This window comes from Alteromonas sp. WD8-37, from assembly GCF_055326825.1.
Genome location: NZ_JBUZOV010000001.1, coordinates 203,547 through 227,063 on the forward strand (window position 1 = coordinate 203,547; position 23,517 = coordinate 227,063).

Consider the following 23,517-nt stretch of genomic DNA (forward strand, 5'->3'; position numbering starts at 1 on the left):
AGCAAAGCCGGTGGACAACCACCGGCTTTGTTCTCATGCCAGCCGGTCGTTGCTACTTCAAATCAAGTGCATAGCGCAGCAAAAATATCAGCGCCAAGGCGTAGGTCAGCATACTTACCTGGCGTGCTTTACCGGTGCCCAGCATTACCGTCACATAGGTAATAAATCCCAGTGCAATACCTTCGCTGATACTAAAGGTCAGGGGCATGGCCAGTAATGCCACCGAAGCGGTGGCCAGCGCACCAAGATCATCAAAATCCAGTTGCCGTATTGAGTCCATCATTAAAATGCCCACCATGATTAAAGCCGGTGTAGTGGCCATCAATGGAATGACCTTCATTAACGGGGTAAACAGCAGCGCCAGCAAAAAGCACATCGCCACTACCACTGCGGTCAGGCCGGTGCGCCCGCCTGCCGACACCCCGGCAGCCGATTCCACATAGCTGGTGACCGGCGAGGTGCCCAAAGCTGCACCGGCCACACTGGCAGTGGCATCGGCGGTCATGGCTTTACCAATTTTTGGCAGTTTGCCATGCTCATCAAGCAAATGAGCCCGGCGCGACACACCAATCAGGGTACCGATGGTATCGAACATATTGACAAACATCAGGGCAAAAATCAGGTCCCAGGTATTGGCAAAATTGGTGATGGGATACCACAGGTCCATCGCGAGCCAGGTGGGTGCGATACTGTCGGGTAAGCCAACCAGCGCGTCAGGCGTGGCGGTGAGCATGCCTTCTTCGGTGGGAATAAACAGGCCAATCAAGCTAAGCACCACAATCGACAGCAGAATACCGCCGGTAATTTGTTTCATTACCACCACAATGGTCAGCAAAATACCCGCCAGAGCCAGCATGACCGCCGGCTTAGACAGATCGCCTAAGGTCACAAAGGTGGCTGGATGATCAACAACCAGACCGGCATTCTTTAAACCGATAAACGCAATGAACAAACCAATCCCGCACTGCACACCAATTTTCAGCGACGCCGGAATGGCCTCAGCCACTTTGGTGCGCACGCCGGTCAGGGTGAGTAATAAAAATAAAATGCCGTTCCAGAACACAATGCCCAGCGCCCCTTCCCACGGCACATCCCGGGTCATACAAATGGTAAAGGCAAAAAAAGCATTAAGACCCATGCCCGGTGCCAGGGCTACCGGATAATTGGTCATCAGTGCCATTAACAGCGTACCAATACAGGCTGACAATGCGGTGACAGTGATCAAACCTTCTATGGGCATACCACTTAAGCCCAGAATGCCAGGATTGACCACCAAAATGTATGACATAGCAGCAAATGTGGTCAGGCCGGCAATCACTTCGGTTTTCACGGTGGTGCCGCTGGCTTGAAGTTTAAACAGTTTTTCTAACAGATGTGCGGTCATGCGTTCTCTCAACAGACACTAAATTGATAACAGAGCGTAAGAACTTGACCAGTTAGTCAGGCGGTGGGTGTACCGGGTGATGCACTGGTCAGCACCGCGATACACTATCGCTAAGAATTGATGAAGATGGCCTTATGGGCCACACCGTCTACAGTCCGGTGTCGGTTTTTTTATCAAAACGGCTTTCACGACATGCGTTTAGTCACTAAAATGACAGAGCAATAAGGTCAACGCGGTGAATTGCCGGCAATTGTGCGTGAACACATCGCCCGGTGCAATCCTTACTGTGTTATATGTTTGTTAATTCAATCTGGTAACAAAGAGGCTGTATGAGCATTTCGAAGTTAATTGCCACCCTGCCAAAAGCTGAGCTGCATTTACACATTGAAGGCTCGCTGGAACCCAGCCGTTTGTGGCAGTTAGCGCAAAAACATCAGATGGCGTTGCCCTACAACAGTGTTGCTGAGATTGAAGCAGCCTATCAGTTTAAAGATCTGCAAAGTTTTCTGGATATATATTATGCCGGCGCGGCGGTGCTGCGCGATGAAGACGATTTTTATATGCTGATGTGGGACTATCTGACCCACTGCCGTGAGCAAAACATTGTTCATGCAGAAATCATGTTCGATCCGCAAACCCACACCCAGCGCGGTATAGGCTTTGATGTGTTTATGCCAGGCTTTTTACGTGCCATGCGCCAGGCCAATACAGAGTGGGGGATTACCACCAATCTTATCATGTGTTTTTTACGTCATTTAAGCGAAGAAGAGGCATTTACCACGCTACAGGACGCCAAGCCTTATTACGAGATGATCACCGCCGTAGGGCTGGATAGCTCAGAATTGGGTCATCCACCGGAGAAATTTGCCCGGGTGTTTGAGCAGGTGCGCAACCTGGGTTTTCAGGTGGTCGCGCATGCCGGCGAAGAAGGCCCGGCCGACTATATCTGGCAGGCAGTGGAGGTGCTGAAAGTCGACCGTATCGACCATGGTATTCGCTGTATGGAAGATCCCGAGTTACTGGCTTTGCTCAAAGACCGTCAGATCCCGCTCACCGTTTGCCCGCTAAGCAATGTTAAATTGCAGGTAACCCCGGATATTCGCACCCATACCATCTTGAAATTGCTGGCCGAAGGGGTGGTGGTCACTGTCAATTCCGACGACCCCACATACTTTGGCGGCTACCTGAATGAAAATTTTGAGGTGTTGCACGACGCGCTGGGTATGAATGAAACACAATTGCGCCAGATGGTGGCCAACAGTTTCGAAGCCAGTTTTTTGCCGGCGGCGCAGCAGCAATACTGGGTCGATCGGGTGATGCAACACCCTGAACAGTAAACTCGCGGGCCAGGCAAACGGCTGGCTAAAACGCTTATTTGCTACGGCTCAAAAATGCTTGCTCGGCGTCAGTGGACTGGCGCCCCAGGGCCTGATTGCGTTGCGGGTAGCGGCCAAACTCCAGCAAAATATCCCGGTGACGAATCTCAAAATCCAATTGGGTTTCCAGCCCGCGTACATCAAACAACTCCATGGCGACATCGTGCACTGCTAACGATTCACTATGCATAAACGGCATATACAAAAATGGTAACTGGCGCGGAGTCAACGCTTTATCAGCGCCCACACTGATGGCTTCCTGGGCCAGCACCAGGGCGACCGTATCAAAGGCAAATGCAGTGGCGGTATGGCGGTACAAGTTGCGGGAAAACTGATCCAGTACAATGACTTCCGCCAGCCGGCCATGCGGAGTAGCCCGCCACGGCCACAATTCACCGCGGGCGGCGGCGGCATGCACTTTATCAAAGCGCGAGCGAATTAAGCTATCCAGCCCGTCATCGGCTTTAAACCACTGCGCCGGTTCCAACTCATCAAACCAAAACGACAGCACTTCCGTGGCTTCTTCAACCGTAATTAAAGACGCAGCTTCCATAGAGTCTCCCTTGCACCTGGTGAAAAATTAGTCAGCATGGTGTTCTTATTGTGAATGAGGATAAAATTTAATCAACACTTATGTAGTACAGTTCTGTAATTATCGCTAGTGTTTTACAAGTAATTGGTAGGTAAATAAAAAACGAATGATTTTACACAGCGCAAAACGGCCCGGTAAGTGAGCCGGGCATCTTAGCGATGCGTAAATATCGGCACTGGCCGCAGTAGTTCCCGGCCAGGTAACCAGCAGTTCTTCTTTACCATCAAACAAAGGGCAGCTCATGGCAGCTACGTACGTATCACTTGGATTCATCAGCTCTGGCACTGCTACCGACCCACTGGTGGACTTTTGGCAAACAACCCTGGAGCGACTGCCAGCACTGGGCGTAGGCCTGGGTATATTTTTAGGCTGTGCACTGTTAGCTGGTCCGATATCGCGGCTGGCCATTCGCCCGTTTGGGACGTTAACCCAAAGTTCGTTAATTCGTTCTGTTGTACGTCGCAGCATCAGTATTTTGATCGTATTGTTGGGGCTGTATTTATTTCTACAGCTGGCCGGGCTGACCGGTTTTGCGGTGGCCGTGGTCAGTGGTACCGGGGTAGTAGGTATTATCCTGGGCTTTGCCTTTCGTGATATCGCCGAAAACTTTATCTCCAGTTTGCTGCTCACCGTGCAGCGCCCGTTTCGCTTAAAGGATGTGGTGCAAATAGATGAGCATGTGGGGGTGGTACAAAAAGTCACGGCCCGGGCCACCACGCTGGTGGATTTTGACGGCAACCATATTCAGATCCCTAATGCTGCCATCTACAAAGGCACCATTAAGAACCTTACTGCTAATCCCAATATGCGTGGGCATTTTATCGTTGGTGTGGGTTACGACAGCGATGTTCGACAGGCTCAACGCCTGGCAATGGCGATCCTGCGTGACCAGGCTGAGGTGCTGGATGAGCCCGAGCCGCAAGTGCTGATCGATAACCTGGGGGCATCTTGCCTGAATCTTAAGATCTATTTCTGGGTCAATGCAGAGCAAAACAGCCTGCTGAAAATGGCCTCGATGTTGATGCGCAAAGTGGTAGAAACCTTTACCGCGCAAGGGATCAGCATGCCAGACGACGCCCGCGAAATCATATTCCCGCAGGGCGTACCTGTGGTGCAGGCGGGAAGTTCAGCGGCCGATCAACAGGCATCCAGCCGGCAGGAGGACGCCTTGCCAAGCGAGCGGGATGCAAATCAAAGTAAAATCGAGCACCGTAAACCGGCGGTTGAAGACAATGAAGATGTCAGCAGTGAAAATGACACCATTCGGCATCAGGCGGCCCAGGCCCGTGACCCGGATGCTGGACAAAATATTTTGTGATGATCAGGCCGACGGCGCCTGCGGCGATAAGTTACAACGCGCGAACAGCGTTTGCCACAATGTCACGTGCTGTTGAATGGCCGCCTGATACTGGGCAAAGCCGTCAATGGCCTGGCGCTGTAAATAGGCTTTAAACGGCGCGCTGAGCGCGGGCTGCTCAAGCCAGGCTTGCCAGAGTGGCAGCAGCTGGTAGTGATACTGATTCAATTTGCTGCCCAGCGGCTGGATCTTTTCAATAAAAAACAGGTAAAACACATTACGCAATATTTCTACCTCCGGGGAGGCTTTACCCTGTGGGCATTGCTGTAGCGGCAACTGGGTGGCCAGCATGGCGGTCAACGGCTCCAGAGTCAGGGCCAGCGCACGCTGGGTGCGCCAGATTTTGGCTGGTAAGCGTGCCGAGTCCAGCACTTTTAGCTCATTTTCCAGCCCCTCCAAAGGCTTATCAACATCCTGGCGGATGGCCTCGAGGTAATTAAGCGCCGAGATGGCGGCACCAGCGTCGGGGTTCTTTTCGGCGGTAAGTAACTGCCCACTGCGAGAAAAAGTTGCCCGGGTTTCCTGGCTGGTTTGCACCAGATTGGCCCAGATAATCGGACGCTGGGCTAGTTTTGCCTGGCGCCATTGAGTCAGCTTGCTGGCCAATGCTTTATCCTCTAATTGTGCACTGCAACTGGCCAGTTGCTGTAATAACCGGGTTTCGTAGACAAAGCGTTGCGACGGCTGGGCGGTTTTGCCCAGTGCGGTATTGCGCTCGGCTACCAGCGTACCCAGCTCACATTTCTGTAAGCGGTAAAACTCCCGCAAATTTACGCTGAATTCAGGTACGTCTTGCTGCAACTGATCCGAAGGGGGATAAGACAGTGGCGGAATTTTCACATTACTTGCATAGTCGGTGTCCAGCACCCGGCTTAAGCGGCTTTGATATTCTTCAATGTCATCGACCACCGAATGCTCGGCGCAGCCTGCCAGCAAAGCGCAGCCAGCCAACGTCGCCCATCTTAGCAAGTCAAGCCAGTTACACACTGGCATTTGAGGCAATGCTGCGTCCGCCATCCACATACACAATCTGGCCGGTGACATATTTAGCGTCGACTAAAAACTGCAGGGCGTGGGCAATATGAGCCGGGCTGCCCAAGGATTGCAAGGGAATGCTGGCCAGCAGAGCTTGTTTATCGCTGTCTGAAATATCCCGCTCCGGCCATAAGATCGCGCCCGGTGCGATACCATTGACCCGCACCGCCGGGGCCAGCTCAGCGGCCAGTGAGCGGGTAACCGAAGCCAGCGCACTTTTGGCCGCACAATACACCGTATGCTGGGGCAGGGGGCGGTCGATATGCATATCAATCATATTGACGATATTGCCGTGCTGTTGGGCCAGTGCGTCGTTTAGCGCCTGGGCGAGAAATACCGGGCCCTGCACGTTGCTACCAAACAGCAGGTCCCAGTCTGCTTTGGTAACCTCGCCTAGCGGGGTGGGGTAAAAGGCTGATGCATTGTTGACCAGTAAGTCCAAGCGGCCAAATGCGGCTTCGGCATTGCTGGCAATCTGGCTGATGTCATTAAGGTTGCATAAGTCACCCTGCACCAGTGCCGCCGAGCCCTCGCGCACCGCGTTAAGCGCCTGACACAGCTGTTCGGCATCGGCCTGGGACTGGTGATAATGGATCACCACCCGCCATTGTTGCTGATGCAGGCTTTTGGCAAGATGGGCACCGATGCGTTTGGCGCCGCCAGTGACCAGCGCCACAGGCTGGTCAGAATGTGCAGGTTGTGTCATAGCTGTTGTTGGATCCGTGAAATAGTGGATTTTGCCATATCCTGATACTGGCCACCAAATAACAATGCATGATTAAGTATATGATACAGCTGATAAACCAGCCGGCGCTGGGGGTAATCCTCTGGCAACGGGTAAACCTGCTGGTAATGCTCATAAAAAGTTTCTGGCAGACGCCCGAATAATTCGGTCATGGCCAGGTCAGTTTCGCGATCTGCCCGATGCACCGCCGGGTCAAACACCACCGGGCCGTGGGAGCAAAAACCTACATTGCCGGCCCACAAATCACCGTGTACCAGGCTGACCGCCGGGGTATGGCCATTGAGTATAGTACGGGTTTGATCGACCAGGGTATCCGGCTCAGCCACTGCCAGGCCGTCCCGGGCCAGTTTCTCAGCCATCGCCCCAATGCGCTGTTCGGCAAAAAAAGCCGGCCAGTGCTCATAGGTAGTATTGGTCTGCGGGCTTAAGCCGATAAAATTATCCTGTGACCAGCCAAAGCTCTGCGGTTGCGGGGCCTGATGTAGCGCGGCCACCTGCGCCGCCAGTTGCGGCCAATTGGTATGGCGACTGTCAAAGCGCAGGTAACTGAGCACCAGGTATTCAATAGGCGCGTCATTTTGCTGGCAAAGCCCGTGGCAGATGACGGTGGGGCAGTGCACGGTATCGGTTGCGGCCAGGGCCTTAAGGCCATCGGCTTCATGCACCAGCTGGGCGGGGCCGGTGGCCGGGCGCAGTTTCACAAAATAGCGCTGGCGATCGTCACGTACACACACGCTTTGGTGGCTGTCACCGCCGGCCACCGGAGTCACTCGCTGGCACACAAATGGCCGCGCGGTAGCCTGGCTGATCTGCTCGCTGATAAAATGCCACATAGCGGTGTGCTGTACCGGTTCAGACAAATCCATGAATGCTGTTAAGTATAGTAATTTACATAGGGCATGCGATTTTTTACTCAAAACGCCGGCAAATTGATCGGCTATGGGTATTGTCTCACACCAATTTGCGCAACAGGCATTGCAAGCCGCCGGCAAGCCGTTATAATTTCGGTCGTTTTGGCATGGCTGCATGTCGTCATTCGAGATTGGTCACCAACCAATACCCAAGTCAACCTAACTGCACAAGTGGCACAGAGTAGGTGTCACCACTGTAAAGGAATCACAATGCCTGTAATTACCCTTCCTGATGGAAGCCAGCGTGCTTTCGAAAATCCTGTTTCTGTTTTAGATGTCGCCAACGACATCGGCCCGGGTCTGGCGAAAGCCACCATTGCCGGGAAAGTCGACGGTGAATTGGTCGACGCGGTGGATATGATCACCCAGGACGCACGCTTACAAATCATCACAGCTAAGGATGAAGACGGCCTGGAGATTATCCGCCACAGTTGCGCCCATTTGATTGGCCATGCCATTAAACAAATGTGGCCTGATGCCAAAATGGCCATCGGGCCGGTCATCGACAATGGCTTTTATTATGATGTCGACATGGACCACTCGCTGACCCAGGAAGATTTGCAGGCGCTGGAAAAGCGTATGCTGGAGCTGGCAAAAACCAACTATGATGTGGTGAAGAAAAAAGTCAGCTGGCAGGAAGCGCGCGATACCTTTGAGCAGCGCGGCGAAGCCTACAAAATGGAAATTCTGGACCAGAATATCAGCCAGGATGATCGCCCGGGGCTTTACCACCACGAAGAATACGTGGATATGTGCCGTGGCCCGCACGTGCCAAACATGAAATTCTGCCACCACTTCAAACTGATGAAAGTGGCCGGTGCTTACTGGCGTGGCGACAGCGACAACAAGATGTTGCAGCGTATCTACGGCACAGCCTGGGCAGACAAAAAACAGCTCAAAGCCTATCTGCAGCGCTTAGAAGAAGCGGAAAAACGTGACCACCGTAAAATCGGCAAAACCCTGGACCTCTTCCATTGGCAGGAAGAAGCACCTGGCATGGTGTTCTGGCACAACGATGGCTGGTCGATTTACACTGAGCTGGAGTCCTTTGTACGCCAGAAACTGCGCCAATACGATTACGGCGAAGTAAAAGGCCCATTGATGATGGACCGCTCGCTGTGGGAAAAATCTGGCCACTGGGACAAGTACGCCGAAAACATGTTCACCACCGAATCGGAAAAGCGTGAATATGCCATTAAGCCAATGAACTGCCCGGGTCATGTGCAAATTTTCAACCAGGGCCTGAAATCTTACCGTGACCTGCCGTTGCGCATGGCAGAATTTGGCTGCTGCCACCGTAATGAACCATCTGGTGCCTTGCATGGTCTGATGCGGGTGCGTGGCTTTACCCAGGATGATGCACACATCTTCTGTACCGAAGAACAGATCTTAGAAGAAGTCAGCGGCTGTATTCGCATGGTGTATGAAACCTATGCTGCCTTCGGCTTTGACAAGGTGGCTGTAAAATTATCCACCCGCCCGGACAAGCGTGTTGGCTCGGATGAAATCTGGGATAAATCAGAAAAAGCCCTGGCCGAAGCACTGGAAGCCAATGATATCGAATTTGCTTATCAGCCGGGTGAAGGAGCGTTCTACGGCCCGAAAATCGAATTTACCCTGCATGACTGCCTGGATCGGGCATGGCAGTGCGGTACTATCCAGCTGGATTTCTCAATGCCAGGCCGGTTAGGTTCCACCTACGTGGCTGAAGACGGTGAGCGCCGGGTACCGGTGATGATTCACCGCGCCATTTTGGGTTCGCTGGAACGCTTTATCGGTATCTTGACCGAAGAATACGCCGGTTTCTTCCCGTTGTGGTTAGCACCACAACAGGTGGTGGTGATGAATATCACCGATAACCAGGCCGATTATGTCACTCAAACCGTGGCAAAATTGCAGGAATGTGGATTTAGAGTGAAGTCTGACTTGAGAAATGAGAAAATAGGCTTTAAGATCCGTGAGCATACCCTGAAGCGTATCCCGTACATGCTGGTGGTTGGTGATAAAGAAGTTGAAGCCGGTCAGGTTGCAGTACGGTCACGGCGTGGCGAAGATTTGGGCACAATGAGCCTGGCCGCGTTTATCGATACTGCCCAGCAGGAAGTCGCTGACAAAACCATCGAGTGATGGTGTAGGACTTGAAGATGCCTGCCCGCACCCCTATTTTCAGGGGCAGGCAGATAAGATTAAATGTTTGGAGGAATAGCACATTAAAGGCGCTAACAACAAGGCTCAGGGCTCTAAAGCCCGCATTAACGATGAAATCAAAGCCAGAGAAGTAAGACTGATCGGCAAAGATGGTGAACAGGTAGGCGTTGTTTCATTAAACGAAGCAGTGCAAGCAGCGGAAGAAGCAAGCCTGGATCTAGTAGAGATTAGTCCGAATGCCGAGCCGCCAGTCTGTAAAGTTATGGACTATGGCAAGTTCCTCTTTGAAAAGAGCAAGGCTCAAAAAGAGCAAAAGAAAAAGCAAAAGCAAATTCAGGTCAAGGAGGTTAAATTCCGCCCTGGCACTGATGAAGGCGATTACCAGGTAAAACTGCGCAACCTGCGTCGCTTTCTGGAAAGTGGTGATAAAGCCAAGGTCACGATCCGTTTTCGCGGACGTGAAATGGCGCACCAAGAGATCGGCATTGACCTTTTAAAGCGGATTAAAACCGAGTTAGAAGAGATTGCCACCTGCGAGTCTTTCCCACGTCGGGTAGAGGGTCGTCAGATGATCATGGTGCTCGCCCCACATAAGAAACAGTAATGGTCTAAAAGTTTTCGAAGACTCTGCACCTTCGAAACACCTTGCTGTTAACATTAATCGATGAACAATGACTGCACATCAAGTTCGTCGCAACATTACAATGCGGAGTTTTAGCAATGCCTAAAATGAAATCAAACAGTGGTGCAGCCAAGCGCTTTCAGAAGACTGGCTCTGGCCGCTTTAAAAGCAAACAGTCTCACCTTCGTCACATCCTGACTAAGAAGAGCACTAAGCGTAAACGCCATCTACGTGGCAAAAAAATGGTTCATGACGCCGATACCAAATTGGTTCAGCGCATGCTGCCTTACGTTTAAGCGAGGAGACTGAATAATGGCAAGAGTAAAACGCGGGACAATTGCACGCGCCCGTCACAAAAAAGTTCTGAAGCAGGCAAAAGGTTATTACGGTGCTCGCTCACGTGTTTATCGCGTAGCGGTACAGGCAGTAACTAAAGCTGGTCAATATGCATATCGTGACCGTCGTCAGCGTAAACGTCAATTCCGTCAACTGTGGATTGCACGTATCAATGCTGCGGCTCGTCAAAATGGCATGTCTTACAGCCGTTTCATCAACGGTCTGAAAAAAGCGTCTGTCGAAATCGATCGTAAGATCCTGTCCGACATCGCTGTACATGACAAGGTAGCATTCAGCGCGTTAGTCGATGCGGCTAAAGGCGCATTAGCTTAATTTTTTAAACTAAATTAAGTTTAAGTTCTTTCGGAAAACGGCGAGCAGGATGCTCGCCGTTTTTCGTTTCGCCCCTAAAAAAACACTCCCCTTATTTCACGGCCGCCCGACCGGGACTGGCATCGTGAGGGCGTTTTCTGCCCATTTCTATTTTTCTTCTACAAATACCGGATTTATCAGCCCGTTAGGGTAGCGGCAACAAATAGCACTCGTGTAGACTATAGCCTTTTGTATTCCGGCACACTCTGGCATGCCAGAGTCCCGTCGTTTTTCGCCACGTTGAGGAAATCATGGAACTTGAAGCGATTATCAGTCAGGCCCAGGGCCAGATTGATGCTGCCCAAGATGCAGCCACGCTCGACCAGGTCCGGGTCGAGTTTATGGGTAAAAAAGGTAAGCTAACCGAGTTATTAAAAGGGCTGGGTAAGTTATCTGCCGAAGAACGCCCGGCGGCTGGCCAGAAAATCAATCAGGCAAAGCAGACCATCGCCCAGGCCATTGCTGCCAAAGGCGACGCCTTACGCACTGCTGAGCTCAATCAAAAACTGGCCGAAGAAGCCATTGATGTGACCCTGCCTGGCCGGGTTGAACAGCCGGGTAACTTGCATCCGGTGAGCCGCACCATCGCGCGCATCGAGCAGTTTTTTGGTCAGCTGGGTTTTGCCACCAAAACCGGCCCCGAGGTAGAAGACAGCTTCCATAATTTTGATGCGCTGAATATTCCGGCCAATCACCCGGCCCGAGCGGATCACGATACCTTCTACTTTAATCCGGATGTGATGCTGCGTACCCAGACCTCGGGCGTGCAGATCCGCACCATGGAAGTTGAAAAGCCGCCGCTGCGCATTATCTCGCCTGGGCGTGTGTATCGTAATGATTACGACCAAACCCACACGCCAATGTTCCACCAGGTTGAAGGCCTGATGGTGGACAAAAATGTCAGCTTCACTGAGCTTAAAGGGATCCTGCACGACTTTTTGCATCACTTTTTTGAAGAGTCGCTGCAAGTGCGTTTCCGCCCTTCATACTTCCCGTTTACCGAACCGTCTGCAGAAGTCGACGTGATGGGTAAAGATGGCCAGTGGCTGGAAGTGCTGGGGTGCGGCATGGTCCACCCTAATGTGCTTAAAGCCGTTAATATCGACCCGGAAGAATACACCGGTTTTGCCTTTGGTATGGGCGTTGAGCGCCTGACCATGCTGCGTTACGGCGTGACCGACCTACGTGCGTTTTTCGAAAACGACTTACGCTTTCTCAAACAATTTAACTAAGGCAGGGCAGTACAGGTTATGAAATTTAGTGAAAATTGGTTAAGAGAATGGGTCAATCCAGAGCTGTCCACCAACGAGCTGTCTGAACAGCTAAGCATGGCGGGCCTGGAAGTTGATGGCGCGCTGCCGGTGGCCGGTGAGTTTAGCGGTGTGGTGATTGGTGAAGTCGTCGAATGCGGTCAGCACCCTAATGCTGATAAACTACGTGTGACCAAAATCAATGTTGGCGAAGCCGAGTATCTGGACATTGTGTGTGGGGCACCCAATTGCCGCCAGGGCATCAAGGTCGCAGTAGCGGTGGTTGGTGCGGTGTTACCGGGCGATTTTAAAATCAAAAAAGCCAAGCTGCGTGGCGAACCTTCATTTGGCATGCTGTGCAGCTTTTCTGAGCTGGGGATCAGCGACGACCATGACGGCATTATTGAATTGCCTGAAGATGCGCCAATTGGTACTGACATTCGCCAGTATCTGGGCTTGGATGATCACACACTGGATGTGGACCTGACCCCTAACCGTGCTGATTGCTTAGGTATTCGCGGCATCGCTCGGGAAGTGGGCGTGTTGAATAATCTGGATGTGACCGTGCCGGCCATCGAAGCGGTAAATTCGCGCATCGATGACAAGCTGGCCATTCACTTGCACGCACCGCAAGCCTGCCCACGGTATCTGGGCCGGGTAATTTGCCATGTGGATATGCAGGCCAAAAGCCCATTATGGCTGACCGAAAAACTGCGCCGCAGCGGTATTCGCAGTATCGATCCAATTGTGGATGTGACGAACTTTGTGCTGCTGGAGTTAGGCCAGCCGATGCACGCCTTTAACCTGGACAGCATCGACGGCAATATCCAGGTGCGCATGGCACACGCCGGCGAATCGCTGACCCTGTTGGATGAAAATACCGTAGAGCTGGCGGATAACACCCTGGTAATTGCCGATGAGCAAAAGGCACTGGCCATGGCCGGTATCTTTGGCGGTCTGCATTCTGGTGTTACCCAGGATACCCAGCACATCCTGTTAGAAAGCGCCTTTTTTGCCCCGGATGTCATTGCCGGACGTGCCCGTCAATATGGCTTGCACACTGATGCGTCGCACCGCTATGAGCGTGGCGTCGACCCGCAGCTGCAACGCGATGCCATGGAGCGTGCAACAGCGCTTATCATGCAAATCTGCGGCGGCGAGCCCGGCCCGATTGTAGAAGCCGTGTCGCAAGACGATCTGCCTCAGCGTAACAGTGTGCTGCTGCGCCAGTCGCGTCTGGAGCGGGTCTTGGGCATCGCCATCGACGCCGATCAGGTGACTGAGCTACTGACCCGCCTGGGTCTGGAAGTCAGCGCCGAAGACGACGGCTGGCGCGCACAGGTGCCTTCCTACCGCTTTGATATAGCTATTGAAGAAGATCTGATTGAAGAAGTGGCCCGGGTTTACGGCTACAACAACATTCCCAATGTGGCGCCGACCGCGCAGCTGGCTATGTTGCCCACCCAGGAAGCCAGTATTGAGCTGAATGTCTTCAAGCAGCAGTTGCTGGCGCGGGGATACTCTGAAGCCATCACTTACTCGTTTGTTGATCCCAAGGTCCAGGACAGCTTATTCCCAACCAGCAAAGGCATGGTGCTGCCGCATCCGATTTCCTCGGATATGTCGGTCATGCGGGTCAGCCTGTGGCCAGGCCTGTTGCAGGCTGCAGCGTACAACCAAAAACGCCAGCAGCCGCGAGTACGCCTGTTTGAAACCGGTCTGCGATTCTTACCCGATGCCGGTGCCCCCAATGGCGTTAGCCAGCAGCCGGTGATTGCCGGGTTAATCATGGGCCGGCGCACCGCAGAAAGCTGGCATGGTGGCGACGACAGTGTCGACTTTTTTGATGCGAAAGGCGATGTCGAAGCCTTGCTAGCCCTGACTGCCCGCAGTGGGGAAGTGAGCTTTGTGGCGGCGCAGCATGATGCCTTGCACCCAGGTATGACAGCCGACATCGTACTGGATGACGAAGTCATTGGAACACTGGGCGCGCTGCACCCGCAATTTGCAAAATTATGCGGTGTGAATGGCCGGGTATTTTTGTTCGAACTTGACCTTAACACATTGTCTAAGCGGCAATTACCTGCAGCAAAAGCGATCTCAAAGTACCCTGCAAACCGTAGAGATATAGCAATTACAGTGAAAGATGCAGTGTCTGTTGGAGCCATTCTTTCTTTTGTAGAAAAAATTGGCGTAAATCAACTAGTTGGCCTAAACTTGTTCGACGTGTATAAAGGGAAAGGCATTGAGCCTGGGTATAAGAGCCTGGCCTTGTCAATTATCTTGCAAAATCCTGAAAAAACGTTGGAAGAAGCTGAAATTCAAGCCGCAGTAGACACCGTAGTCAATGGGTTGGAATCCGAGTTCGGGGCAGCGTTAAGAGAGTAAACTATGGCATTGACCAAAGCCGAAATGGCTGAACACTTATTCGAAAAACTGGGTATTAACAAAAAAGACGCTAAAGACTTAGTGGAGGGCTTTTTTGAGGAAATCAAAGGTGCCCTGGAATCTAATGAACAAGTGAAGTTATCAGGTTTTGGTAATTTTGACCTGCGGGACAAAAATGAACGGCCTGGACGTAATCCCAAAACGGGCGAAGATATTCCTATCAAAGCGCGTAGGGTGGTCACGTTCCGGCCAGGCCAAAAGCTTAAAAGCCGGGTGGAAAATTCCAAGCCGCCTGGTGAATAAGTGTTGTAGCTAATCGGTATAAAAGCGAGCCTGCTTATCAGGCTCGCTTTTTTTTGCCTGGCGATCCACTTTACTTCGGTTCCCCAACCGGCTAGGGTACGCGCTACTTTTCCCAGACGCGATACAGTTTTTGAGGTCCTAATGAAAAAAGCAGCCCTGGTTCTGGTTTTTATTCTGATCGGCGTGGCCGGTTATTTTGCCTGGCTGGCCGACGAGTCTACTACCGAGAAACCGGTGCCGGTGATCACCGTGATGGACATTCTCAGTGCCAGTGATTTGGCCGAAGGGGTTAAGCAGGCGGTACAAGCCGGTGATGAAGCGGCCATTGCCCGCTGGCTGGAAAAAGGCCGAGATGTAGGCGAAGAAGCCGGCTTGAGTAAACAGGACATGGCGTACCTTAATTCAGATCAGGCCCGCGACTATGTGGTGTTCAATGCTAAACGGGATTTGTTTAACGAAGCCTTCGAGCAGCGCTATGCCAACCTGGAAAGTATTGACGATTTGAAACAGCGGTATCCGCAGGCTAACGACCAGTTTGCCAAAGCCGATGCGGTGATTGAAAAACGTGATGCCATTATTGAACAAATTGCCCAGACCCTGGCGCAGGGTGAAGCAGTCACCGAAGCTCATCGGGAAAAAGCCCGCCAGTTATGGCAGGAGCGCTATCAGGCGCGTCAGGCTGAACAGCCGGAATGACATACCTAAGCAGGTCTAAAGATTGACATATGTTATTTCATATGTAAAAGTTGGTGGTATATGAATTTTCAGATGTGAGTAAAGCACATGTCATCTGACGATCCTTCTTGCCCCAATATTCAACCCGACCAGCTTGAGCCTGTTACATCAGGTGCCTTTGCTGCGCCGGACTTATCGGTTAAACCTCGTATTTTGCTGCTCTATGGCTCGCTGCGGGAAAAATCCTACAGCCGGCTCGTAGTACAGGAAGCCGCCCGGATCCTGACGCAACTTGGCGCAGACACACACATCTTTGACCCGCGTGGCCTGCCACAATCCGATACCGAGGATGACAGCCACCCCAAGGTTGCCGAACTTCGTGAACTGATGATGTGGTCTGATGGTCAGGTCTGGTGTTCGCCCGAGCGCCATGGCTCAATGACCTCTATATTCAAAAGCCAGTTAGACTGGGTGCCGTTAAATTTGGGCGGTGTGCGGCCTACGCAAGGAAAAACCCTGGCGGTGATGCAGGTGTGCGGCGGGTCGCAATCATTTAATACTGTGAACCAACTACGGATTTTAGGCCGCTGGATGCGTATGGTCACTATCCCCAACCAGTCGTCGGTACCCAAGGCCTTTTTAGAATTTGATGACCACGGACGTATGAAGCCTTCCCCGTACTACAATCGGATTGTGGATGTGATGGAGGAGCTGATGAAGTTTACCTGGTTGTTGCGCGACAACAGCGCCTATATGGTAGATCGCTACTCAGAGCGGGTCGAATCGGCACAGCAGGTGAGTGTTCGGGTCAATCAGCGTAGTCTTTAATTAGGCTGGCGGATTAACCTAATCCTGGCAATACAGCTGATACAAAGTGCCAATCACCGCTTTGACTTCATCACTGGATAACGAATAGTAAATGGTCTGCGCTTCGCGGCGGGTACTGACCAGGCCGTCTTTACGCAATACCCCCAGCTGCTGAGATAAGCTGGACTGGGGGATTTGCACCGTCTCATTAAGCTGTGAGACTGAGCGCTCGCCTTCATTGAGTAAACAGAGCAGCAATAGCCGGTGCTTGTTCGCCATCGCGCGTAATAACTCGGCGGCGAGTTCGGCATTGTCTGCCATATCCTGCAAATTCATTATCTGGGTTTAGGTTGGGCAATTGTGGTGCCTATCATACCAATCAATAATGCTGCGATGAATACTAATATGTTTGCTGAACCCTGGGTCAGGTTGGCCAGCCCCGGCCCCGGGCAGATGCCGCTTAACCCCCAGCCAATGCCAAATAATACTGCGCCAGTCAAAAGCGGCTTATCTAACCGGGTTTTATCGGGCAACTGACACGGTTCGCCTAACAGGGTTTGCCGGGTAGGGCGCACCAGCCACTGATACAGCGGTAGATAGACACACAATGCGCCTGCCATCACAAAGGCCAGGGTTGGGTCCCAGTCACCGCTAATGTCCAAAAAGGCCAGCACCCGCAACGGGTCTACCATGGTGGAAATAGTGAGCCCGGCACCAAACAGCAAGCCGGCCAGTAGAGCTGTCATCATAGATCGCATTGTTTTTCCTTACAGCAGCTGTTTGCTGATAAACACCGTGAGCATGGCGGTGGCCATAAAGGTGAGCGTGGCCACCAACGAGCGCACCGATAATCTCGATAAACCGCAAATACCATGGCCACTGGTACAGCCCGAGCCCAGCCGGGTGCCGATACCTACTAACAAACCGGCAATAGCCAGGGTGACCCAGTGCCCCGGAATTGCGTTAGGCAGGGCAAAGCCAGCCGGGGCAGTAAGCAGTGGGGCCAGAATTAAACCGGCCAAAAACGCCCAGCGCCACCGATTATCCTTACTCGCACTGGTAATAGCGGTCGCGGTGATACCCGAAATACCGGCTATGCGACCGTTAAATAACATCAGTAAGATGGCACCGGCGCCTATCAGGCTACCGCCAATAAATGCTTGTAAAAACATACTAATCTGGCTCCACGGTAAAGGTTGGCTCTAACGGGATACTCAGGTAGCGCCTGCCATTGCTAGCGGGTGCTGGCAACTGCGCACCCCATAAATTAATTTGCAGTGATGGGTACAACAGTTTGGGGACAGTCAACTGACGGTCTCGCTGTGTCCGGCGCTGCACAAACTCCGCTTCGCTTATACCTTCGTTCACATGAATATTATTTTGCCGGCTGTCGGCCACTGTGGTCGACAAACCTGGCCCGCGGGAAGCGGGAGGATAATCATGGCAAACCCACAGCGTGGTGTCATCGGCAAGCTGGTGAATTCGCGAAATACTTTGATACAGCAGTGCAGCATCGCCACCTGGAAAGTCGCAGCGTGCTGTTCCCACATCCGGCATAAATAAGGTATCACCCACAAACAGATTATCGCTGATACGGTAACTGACACTGTCGGGGGTATGGCCGGGTGTGGCCATAATATCTATAGGGATGTTGCCCAGCATCAGCGTATCCCCGCCATCAACCAATACATCATAGAGATTGGTTAAATCAGCTTCCGGTGGTTTGTTAAACAGTGCGGCAAAGTGCGCCTGAGTGCGGCCAATTCCACGACTAATGACCGTCTTGGCGCCGGTGCGCTGCTTGAGATAGGCAGCCGCGCTTAAATGATCGGCATGTGCATGGGTATCACAGATATACACCAGCTCAAGTTGTTGCTGTTCAATCCAGGCTAGCTGAGCATCAGCGAGTTGGGTGCTGACCTTGCCGGCGCTTAGGTCAAGATGTAACACAGGGTCAATGATCATAGCCTGTCTCGATGCGCTGTCGTGCACTACATAGGTGCCTGTGCCAGTGTCCTGATCATAAAAATCTTGTACATGAATCGACATAATCTCTATTGCTAAACTTTGTCTTTAAATTGTATATTGTAAATATACGAAATAACGGATAGGTCTGACAAGACAAATGTTGATGTTAACGCTAATCAGTGGGCTGGTGATCGGAGCAAGCCTGGGCGTGTTAGGAGCCGGCGGAGCCATTTTAACTGTGCCGGCATTGATGTATCTGGTAGGTATGGGCGAAAAAACCGCCATCGCACATTCTGTTGTCATTGTTGGCATCATTGCGTTAACCGGTACGTTGATGAACTGGCGAAGAGGTCATTTACCTGCCGGGTCGGTGTACTGGCTGTTTGCTCTGGCCAGCGTACCGGCAGCGGCACTGGGGGCGGTGATTAGCACCCACATCGATAGCGTTTGGCAGTTGAGCCTGCTCATCACACTGATGTTAGTTGCGGCGATTAAAATGTTAAAGCCAGCCACACCCGGGGCGCTCAACAGGCCATCCATGTTGAGGCTTTTTATTGCTGGCAGCGGGACCGGTGCAGTTACCGGCCTGGCCGGGGTCGGCGGTGGGTTTTTGATGGTGCCGGCGTTAGTACTGTATGCGGGCTTGAGCATATCCCAGGCTACCGCCACCAGCCTCGCGTTGATTGTGCTTAATACACTTTCTGCCGGCGTGACGCTGTATAGCCTTGAACAGGCATTGCAGTGGCAAGCCTTGGTACTCCTGGCGGTCAGTGCCTTTGGCATTGCCGGTGTGCTGGCTGGCCAGCAGATATCAGCCCGGCTACCAGCAACCACTTTGCGACGTATTTTTGCCCTGGGCCTGCTATTGCTTAGCGTGGTGCTGACAATTGATCTGTTAGATTGGCCGGGGTGACTACGCTATGAGCTTATTTACGCAACATATCCAAACGCTCACAGCGGCGGTTCAACATATAGAGGTACTGGCATTAAGTCAGCTATTGCATATGCAGTCCGGCCACAATCTGAATAGCACCGCATTGCTGATCGATGTTCGCGAGCCGCAGGAGTGGGCGCCATTTATCATTCCGGGGGCGCGCTGTTGCCCACGTGGGCGGCTGGAAAGTACTATTGAGGCCTTATTGCCATCAGCAAACCTAGAGCAAACACAATCTGTATACCTGTATTGCCGAAGCGGAGTCCGTTCAGTGATGGCAGCGCACACATTAAAAAGCATGGGGGTTCAGCACTGCTATTCGGTAAAAGGCGGATTTTTAGCCTGGCAGGCTGCGGGATTACCGCTGGGTGCGTTTACCCCTCAGTCTGTGTGCTAGTCATACCCGTGGCTATAGTTAGCCGGCGTTTCTGGGGCTGGTCAGGCAGCCTGATTGTGCTGGCGCAGCAGGCGTAAAAATTTGTCACGGCGAACCGGCGGGGACCAAAAATAGCCCTGGCCATACACACAGCCCTGGTTCAATAATTCCAGAGCAGTTTGTGCATCCTCCACGCCTTCTGCCACATTTTCCAGCTCCATCACCCGGCTCATTTTGATAATGGCATTCACAATATGTTGCTGCTGGGGGTTCTGCAGCATGGTGCGCACAAATGACATGTCAATTTTCAGGGTAGAGGCATTAAAGTTCGACAGATAATTGAGGTTGGAATAGCCGGTACCAAAATCATCAATGGCAAAGTTGATGCCCTTTTCTGCCATCACATGGATTTGCTGTTTGACATGCTCGGCATTGTCGATAAACAGGGACTCGGTGATTTCCAGCTCCAACATGCTCGGGTCGAGGCTGTATTGTTGCAAGGCGCGAAATACATGGTTGGGCAGGTTACCGCGTTTAAACTGGACTGGTGACAGGTTGACAGCCACCGTGACGCCTTTGAGGCCACTTTTTTGCCAGATAGCACATTCCTTACAGGCGCTTTCGATGGCCCATTTGCCAATTTCATTGATCAGGCCGGATTCTTCGGCCACCGGGATAAACTCGTTGGGCGGTACCAGGGCGCCGTCTTTATGCCAGCGGATCAGGGCTTCTGCGCCCACGATGATATTGGAGGCCAGGTGTACTTTGGGCTGATAGTACAGCTCGAACTGGCGCTGCTCGATGGCCACTTTCAAATCATTGATCATATCCAGTCGACGCACGATAGACGCTTCCATATCATTGTCATAAAAATAATAGGAGTTGGGTTCGTCTTCCTTGGCCCGGTACACCGCAAAACTGGCTTTACGCTGCAAGTCGGCGTAGGTATTGCCATCAAATGGGGCGGCAGACACGCCCAGCGAACAATTTATCTCATAATCATAATCGGCCATGGACACTGGCATGATGGTCAGGCGAATAACCTGGTTGCAAAAATCCGTCAGGCTCTCAAAATCGGGCACACGTTTCACAAAGGTAAACTCGATGCCTGAGGTGTGGTACACCGCGGTTTTGTCGTCTTCCAGATTTTTAAAACGTTTGGCCAACATTTGCAGCAATTGATTCCCAAAGCTGTGGCCCAGGGTAGAATTAATCCAGTTAAAATTGTTCAGATGCAGGGTGACAAACCCCAGCAGGCTGCCGTCTTTGGGGCTATTTTGCAGGCTACGCTCAATGTCTTGTTTACATTTTTCGGCATTAGCCAGGCCGGTGAGATCATTAAACAGGATGCGTTGTTCAGACTCTTCACGGGCCTGCCGGTTGGCTTCTTTTTGCTGCGATAATTTGCTGATGAGCGCACGAATAAACCGCGCTACCACCACAATGCCTAAACCGTAGGTCGCCATCATAAGCGCCATATCGTTAGCTTTGGCCCAGTCTGAATAGCTGGTGACCACATGGTTATCGATCATCTGGCTGGATACCGCATAGGCGATAAAATAGTAGCTGACGAGCATAAAGCACACCAACGGGATCACCATGACCCGGCTGCCTAAGAACACCGAAAAAATCACCACAAAGGGATACAGCAGCAGGGAGGTGTCGTACAAGCCGTCATAATAAAACGCTTTAGAAACCGCATAAATGGTGACAGTCCACAGCATCATGCCCGCCACAATATTGGTGGTATCAGCGGTTAAAAACCAGTTCAGCGCCAGCAAGATAACTACAATACCCACGCTTTCTGCGGCCCATTCACCGTTTAGATGCAAAAGACTGCTAAGTGCCATCAATAAAAACAATATGATGAAAACAGCAATCACTGCTTTGACCTGGGCCACTCGCGATTTGATGTTTTTTAGCGACAACAGGGCACCGATAGCGTGCCACACGCGGGTAAAATCAGGCATGATCTTGTTCAGCCGGCTCAGCGGCCGCAAAATGCAAAAAGTGCTCGGGGCGACTTTCTTTGTCTTTTTTAGCTTGGTACATGGCCTGGTCAGCAAGGTGCAGTAAGGCTTGCAGATCGGTGGAGTCGGTGGGGAAGGCGGCTGCACCAGCGCTGGCTCCAATAGTGACATTCTGGTCGAACTTGCGCAGATAATAGGGTTTGGAAATCAGCCGCACCAGGCGCTCTACCACTTCGGTGGTTTGCGCCTTATCTGCATCATTTAAAATTAGCACAAACTCATCGCCACCCCAGCGCCCGGCCAGATCGGTCGGGCGGATAGCTTTTTTAATTTTATCGGCCACAAAAATCAAAATCTCGTCACCGGATTTGTGCCCGTAAATATCATTGACCTGTTTAAACCAGTTCAGGTCCAGCAACACCAGACTAAAGGCCACCTGGTCTTCCATCAGCGTATATAATTGTTTTTCCAGACCCTGGCGATTATGTAATTTGGTTAGCTTGTCAAAATCAGCCTGGTAGGCCAGTAGATCCAGTTCGCGTTTTCGCTTGGAGATATCATGTAGAGTGATCTGATAGTATTCTCGCAGATCTTCGCTGACAATCGCCGTAACAATTACCTGCACCCACATCGACTCGCTATCGTTGTCACTGAGCAGGCGAAATTCACCGGTGGCAATTTCATCATTAGCAAAGGCAAATTCCACCGCACTGGAAAGCGCATCTGGCTCGGCAAATAACTCACTGAGCAGTGGCCCGAAACTTTTTCGAAACGACTGGCCCAGCTTATTCAAGGTTTGCTCAAAAGCACTGTTATACAACAAGATGTTACCACGTGGCTCCATCAAGATAATCGGTGAAATGGATTTTTCAAACAACATCCGAAACCGTTTTTCCAGCGCTTCGATTTCTTCGCGTAGTTTACGCTCCCGGGAAAATTGATCTTCGGTTTTATCCAGCAGTTTATTGACGTCGCGCACCAGAACGCCCAGTTCGCTGTGGTTATGAAAATGGGGCACTGCCAGGCGGCCGCCATCACCTGGGGTGGTGCGGTGCAACGCTCTGGCAATACTGATCATCGGCTGTGTAATAAGATAGAAGGCCACCAGAATCGCCACTATGGTGACCACCACCGCCTGCATGATCATGGCTTTGGCATTTTCACCGGCCAGCTGTTCAGCCCGGGCTTTAATGTAATCAAAATTCGGCGCGATACGAATGTCGCCCACCGCCCGGTCGGGCTGAAACATCGACGCGATAGGTATGGTGATGGGGCTTTCGATGGGGGCATCATTAGCCAGTACGATGGTGTCATCGAATTGCATGCTGACATTTTTGACCACCTCATTGGTGGCCAGACCATCCACCACTTCCTGTGCCAGGTCCTTATCGGCCATATAGGCAGCAGTAAATGCAGTGGCTTCCACGGTTTTGATCAGGTTTTCGATACTCTGATGCGCAATGCGCACTTCCTGGTTCACCGTGAGCCGGTAAAATAACTGGGTGGACAAAAAGCCGATCGCCACCGAGGCAAACCCAATTACCACCGCCAGACGAACCAGCAAGCCACTCTTATTCATCGAACCGGTACACCACTTTGACATTGTCGGTCACATTGCTTTCATGAATATAAGCAATGGCCGAGTCGCTGGCATGTAAAAACTCCAGCACGGCTTGCTGATTCTCCTGAGCCACCGGGGGGCGCGCCCGTCCAGAAAATTTGACCCGCGACCAGTACGCATTGACTCGGTTTAGCGGCATGCCAACGAGCGCCTGATAAAATTGCTCTTTGGTCACCTCATCGTTTTCGATATCCAATGGCTGTGCCTTGCTACCATCAGGGAAGGCAACATATTTACCCATGTACAGGTCAATCAGCTGTGAGCGGGTTAGGGTGTTGGTAGGGTTATCCTTATGCACCACCACCACCAGTTCTTGTCCGGCGGTCAGGCCAGTCAGGCTCATACTT

The 23,517-nt window shown here is 52.0% G+C and carries 25 protein-coding genes; 13 read left to right on the forward strand and 12 right to left on the reverse strand.

The genetic code is table 11. The annotated features are described in order from the left end of the window. Nucleotides 1-52: 52 nt before the first annotated feature. On the reverse strand, nucleotides 53-1,384 hold the full coding sequence (locus ACTUJZ_RS00965; protein WP_463634393.1) for an NCS2 family permease: 1,332 nt from the start codon (nucleotides 1,382-1,384) through the stop codon (nucleotides 53-55). Between the two features lie 329 nt (nucleotides 1,385-1,713). Here ACTUJZ_RS00965 and ACTUJZ_RS00970 point away from each other — a divergent pair, with 329 nt between their 5' ends. Continuing rightward, on the forward strand, nucleotides 1,714-2,721 hold the full coding sequence (locus ACTUJZ_RS00970) for an adenosine deaminase (protein ID WP_463634394.1): 1,008 nt from the start codon (nucleotides 1,714-1,716) through the stop codon (nucleotides 2,719-2,721). A gap of 34 nt (nucleotides 2,722-2,755) precedes the next feature. Here ACTUJZ_RS00970 and ACTUJZ_RS00975 read toward each other — a convergent pair whose 3' ends face one another. After that, entirely contained in the window at nucleotides 2,756-3,313 is a 558-nt protein-coding gene (locus tag ACTUJZ_RS00975; protein ID WP_463634395.1) for a DUF924 family protein, read from the reverse strand. A 280-nt stretch (nucleotides 3,314-3,593) separates the two neighbouring features. On the opposite strand from ACTUJZ_RS00975, the gene ACTUJZ_RS00980 reads away from it, so the two are divergent. Next, on the forward strand, nucleotides 3,594-4,670 hold the full coding sequence (locus tag ACTUJZ_RS00980; RefSeq protein WP_463634396.1) for a mechanosensitive ion channel family protein: 1,077 nt from the start codon (nucleotides 3,594-3,596) through the stop codon (nucleotides 4,668-4,670). A 3-nt stretch (nucleotides 4,671-4,673) separates the two neighbouring features. On the opposite strand, the gene ACTUJZ_RS00985 is transcribed toward ACTUJZ_RS00980, so the two are convergent. The 3 genes from ACTUJZ_RS00985 to ACTUJZ_RS00995 are packed head-to-tail and all read right to left on the reverse strand — an operon-like array spanning nucleotide 4,674 to nucleotide 7,355. Continuing rightward, complete coding sequence (locus ACTUJZ_RS00985) at nucleotides 4,674-5,732, reverse strand: DUF3080 family protein (RefSeq protein WP_463634397.1); 1,059 nt, start codon at nucleotides 5,730-5,732, stop codon at nucleotides 4,674-4,676. After that, nucleotides 5,689-6,450, reverse strand: a complete 762-nt coding sequence (locus tag ACTUJZ_RS00990) for a pteridine reductase (protein WP_463634398.1) — start codon at nucleotides 6,448-6,450, stop codon at nucleotides 5,689-5,691. Before ACTUJZ_RS00990 ends, ACTUJZ_RS00985 begins: the two co-directional genes overlap by 44 nt. Then, the gene (locus ACTUJZ_RS00995; RefSeq protein ID WP_463634399.1) at nucleotides 6,447-7,355 is read right to left on the reverse strand and encodes a fructosamine kinase family protein; all 909 of its coding nucleotides are present in this window, start codon (nucleotides 7,353-7,355) and stop codon (nucleotides 6,447-6,449) included. Before ACTUJZ_RS00995 ends, ACTUJZ_RS00990 begins: the two co-directional genes overlap by 4 nt. Before the next feature lie 255 nt (nucleotides 7,356-7,610). Between ACTUJZ_RS00995 and thrS the strand changes: the two genes are divergently transcribed. The 9 genes from thrS (at nucleotide 7,611) to arsH (ending at nucleotide 16,322) form a co-directional block, all read left to right on the forward strand. Continuing rightward, nucleotides 7,611-9,527 carry a threonine--tRNA ligase gene (gene thrS / locus ACTUJZ_RS01000; RefSeq protein WP_463634400.1) on the forward strand — a complete coding sequence of 639 codons (1,917 nt, stop codon included), beginning with the start codon at nucleotides 7,611-7,613 and terminating at the stop codon, nucleotides 9,525-9,527. A gap of 82 nt (nucleotides 9,528-9,609) precedes the next feature. Next, nucleotides 9,610-10,152, forward strand: coding sequence for a translation initiation factor IF-3 (gene infC, locus ACTUJZ_RS01005; RefSeq protein ID WP_463635218.1), 543 nt, complete (start codon nucleotides 9,610-9,612; stop codon nucleotides 10,150-10,152). Nucleotides 10,153-10,268: 116 nt separating this feature from the next. Then, on the forward strand, nucleotides 10,269-10,466 hold the full coding sequence (gene rpmI, locus ACTUJZ_RS01010) for a 50S ribosomal protein L35 (protein WP_463634401.1): 198 nt from the start codon (nucleotides 10,269-10,271) through the stop codon (nucleotides 10,464-10,466). Between the two features lie 16 nt (nucleotides 10,467-10,482). Then, nucleotides 10,483-10,839 carry a 50S ribosomal protein L20 gene (rplT, locus tag ACTUJZ_RS01015; protein ID WP_463634402.1) on the forward strand — a complete coding sequence of 119 codons (357 nt, stop codon included), beginning with the start codon at nucleotides 10,483-10,485 and terminating at the stop codon, nucleotides 10,837-10,839. A 290-nt stretch (nucleotides 10,840-11,129) separates the two neighbouring features. After that, nucleotides 11,130-12,110 (forward strand): phenylalanine--tRNA ligase subunit alpha, encoded by a 981-nt coding sequence (gene pheS, locus ACTUJZ_RS01020; protein ID WP_463634403.1) that lies wholly within the window; start codon nucleotides 11,130-11,132, stop codon nucleotides 12,108-12,110. An 18-nt stretch (nucleotides 12,111-12,128) separates the two neighbouring features. Further along, nucleotides 12,129-14,516: a phenylalanine--tRNA ligase subunit beta gene (pheT, locus tag ACTUJZ_RS01025; protein ID WP_463634404.1), complete on the forward strand. Its 2,388-nt coding sequence runs from the start codon at nucleotides 12,129-12,131 to the stop codon at nucleotides 14,514-14,516. Nucleotides 14,517-14,519: 3 nt separating this feature from the next. Next, on the forward strand, nucleotides 14,520-14,819 hold the full coding sequence (ihfA, locus tag ACTUJZ_RS01030) for an integration host factor subunit alpha (RefSeq protein ID WP_463634405.1): 300 nt from the start codon (nucleotides 14,520-14,522) through the stop codon (nucleotides 14,817-14,819). Between the two features lie 141 nt (nucleotides 14,820-14,960). Next, entirely contained in the window at nucleotides 14,961-15,515 is a 555-nt protein-coding gene (locus ACTUJZ_RS01035; RefSeq protein WP_463634406.1) for a hypothetical protein, read from the forward strand. Nucleotides 15,516-15,602: 87 nt separating this feature from the next. Further along, nucleotides 15,603-16,322, forward strand: coding sequence for an arsenical resistance protein ArsH (arsH, locus tag ACTUJZ_RS01040; protein WP_463634407.1), 720 nt, complete (start codon nucleotides 15,603-15,605; stop codon nucleotides 16,320-16,322). 18 nt (nucleotides 16,323-16,340) lie between these two features. On the opposite strand, the gene ACTUJZ_RS01045 is transcribed toward arsH, so the two are convergent. Genes ACTUJZ_RS01045 through ACTUJZ_RS01060 form a run of 4 tightly spaced genes read right to left on the reverse strand, consistent with a single transcriptional unit; the run spans nucleotide 16,341 to nucleotide 18,350 of the window. After that, complete coding sequence (locus tag ACTUJZ_RS01045) at nucleotides 16,341-16,637, reverse strand: ArsR/SmtB family transcription factor (RefSeq protein ID WP_463634408.1); 297 nt, start codon at nucleotides 16,635-16,637, stop codon at nucleotides 16,341-16,343. Beyond that, nucleotides 16,637-17,059, reverse strand: a complete 423-nt coding sequence (locus tag ACTUJZ_RS01050; protein WP_463634409.1) for a DUF6691 family protein — start codon at nucleotides 17,057-17,059, stop codon at nucleotides 16,637-16,639. Before ACTUJZ_RS01050 ends, ACTUJZ_RS01045 begins: the two co-directional genes overlap by 1 nt. A gap of 9 nt (nucleotides 17,060-17,068) precedes the next feature. Next, nucleotides 17,069-17,473, reverse strand: a complete 405-nt coding sequence (locus ACTUJZ_RS01055; protein WP_463634410.1) for a YeeE/YedE family protein — start codon at nucleotides 17,471-17,473, stop codon at nucleotides 17,069-17,071. A gap of 1 nt (nucleotide 17,474) precedes the next feature. After that, entirely contained in the window at nucleotides 17,475-18,350 is an 876-nt protein-coding gene (locus ACTUJZ_RS01060) for an MBL fold metallo-hydrolase (protein WP_463634411.1), read from the reverse strand. An 82-nt stretch (nucleotides 18,351-18,432) separates the two neighbouring features. Here ACTUJZ_RS01060 and ACTUJZ_RS01065 point away from each other — a divergent pair, with 82 nt between their 5' ends. Both ACTUJZ_RS01065 and ACTUJZ_RS01070 read left to right on the forward strand, forming a co-directional pair. Continuing rightward, the gene (locus tag ACTUJZ_RS01065) at nucleotides 18,433-19,182 is read left to right on the forward strand and encodes a sulfite exporter TauE/SafE family protein (RefSeq protein WP_463634412.1); all 750 of its coding nucleotides are present in this window, start codon (nucleotides 18,433-18,435) and stop codon (nucleotides 19,180-19,182) included. A gap of 7 nt (nucleotides 19,183-19,189) precedes the next feature. Next, a complete protein-coding gene (locus ACTUJZ_RS01070) occupies nucleotides 19,190-19,600 on the forward strand; it encodes a rhodanese-like domain-containing protein (protein WP_463634413.1) in 411 nt (136 codons plus the stop codon). A gap of 41 nt (nucleotides 19,601-19,641) precedes the next feature. On the opposite strand, the gene ACTUJZ_RS01075 is transcribed toward ACTUJZ_RS01070, so the two are convergent. From ACTUJZ_RS01075 to ACTUJZ_RS01085, 3 genes are read right to left on the reverse strand one after another with little or no spacing between them, the layout of a single operon-like run. Next, nucleotides 19,642-21,549, reverse strand: a complete 1,908-nt coding sequence (locus tag ACTUJZ_RS01075; protein WP_463634414.1) for a putative bifunctional diguanylate cyclase/phosphodiesterase — start codon at nucleotides 21,547-21,549, stop codon at nucleotides 19,642-19,644. Beyond that, nucleotides 21,542-23,152, reverse strand: coding sequence for a sensor domain-containing diguanylate cyclase (locus ACTUJZ_RS01080; protein WP_463634415.1), 1,611 nt, complete (start codon nucleotides 23,150-23,152; stop codon nucleotides 21,542-21,544). The genes ACTUJZ_RS01075 and ACTUJZ_RS01080 overlap by 8 nt, the downstream gene beginning before the upstream one ends. Next, nucleotides 23,121-23,513, reverse strand: a complete 393-nt coding sequence (locus ACTUJZ_RS01085; protein WP_463634416.1) for a hypothetical protein — start codon at nucleotides 23,511-23,513, stop codon at nucleotides 23,121-23,123. Before ACTUJZ_RS01085 ends, ACTUJZ_RS01080 begins: the two co-directional genes overlap by 32 nt. Between the last annotated feature and the right edge of the window lie 4 nt (nucleotides 23,514-23,517).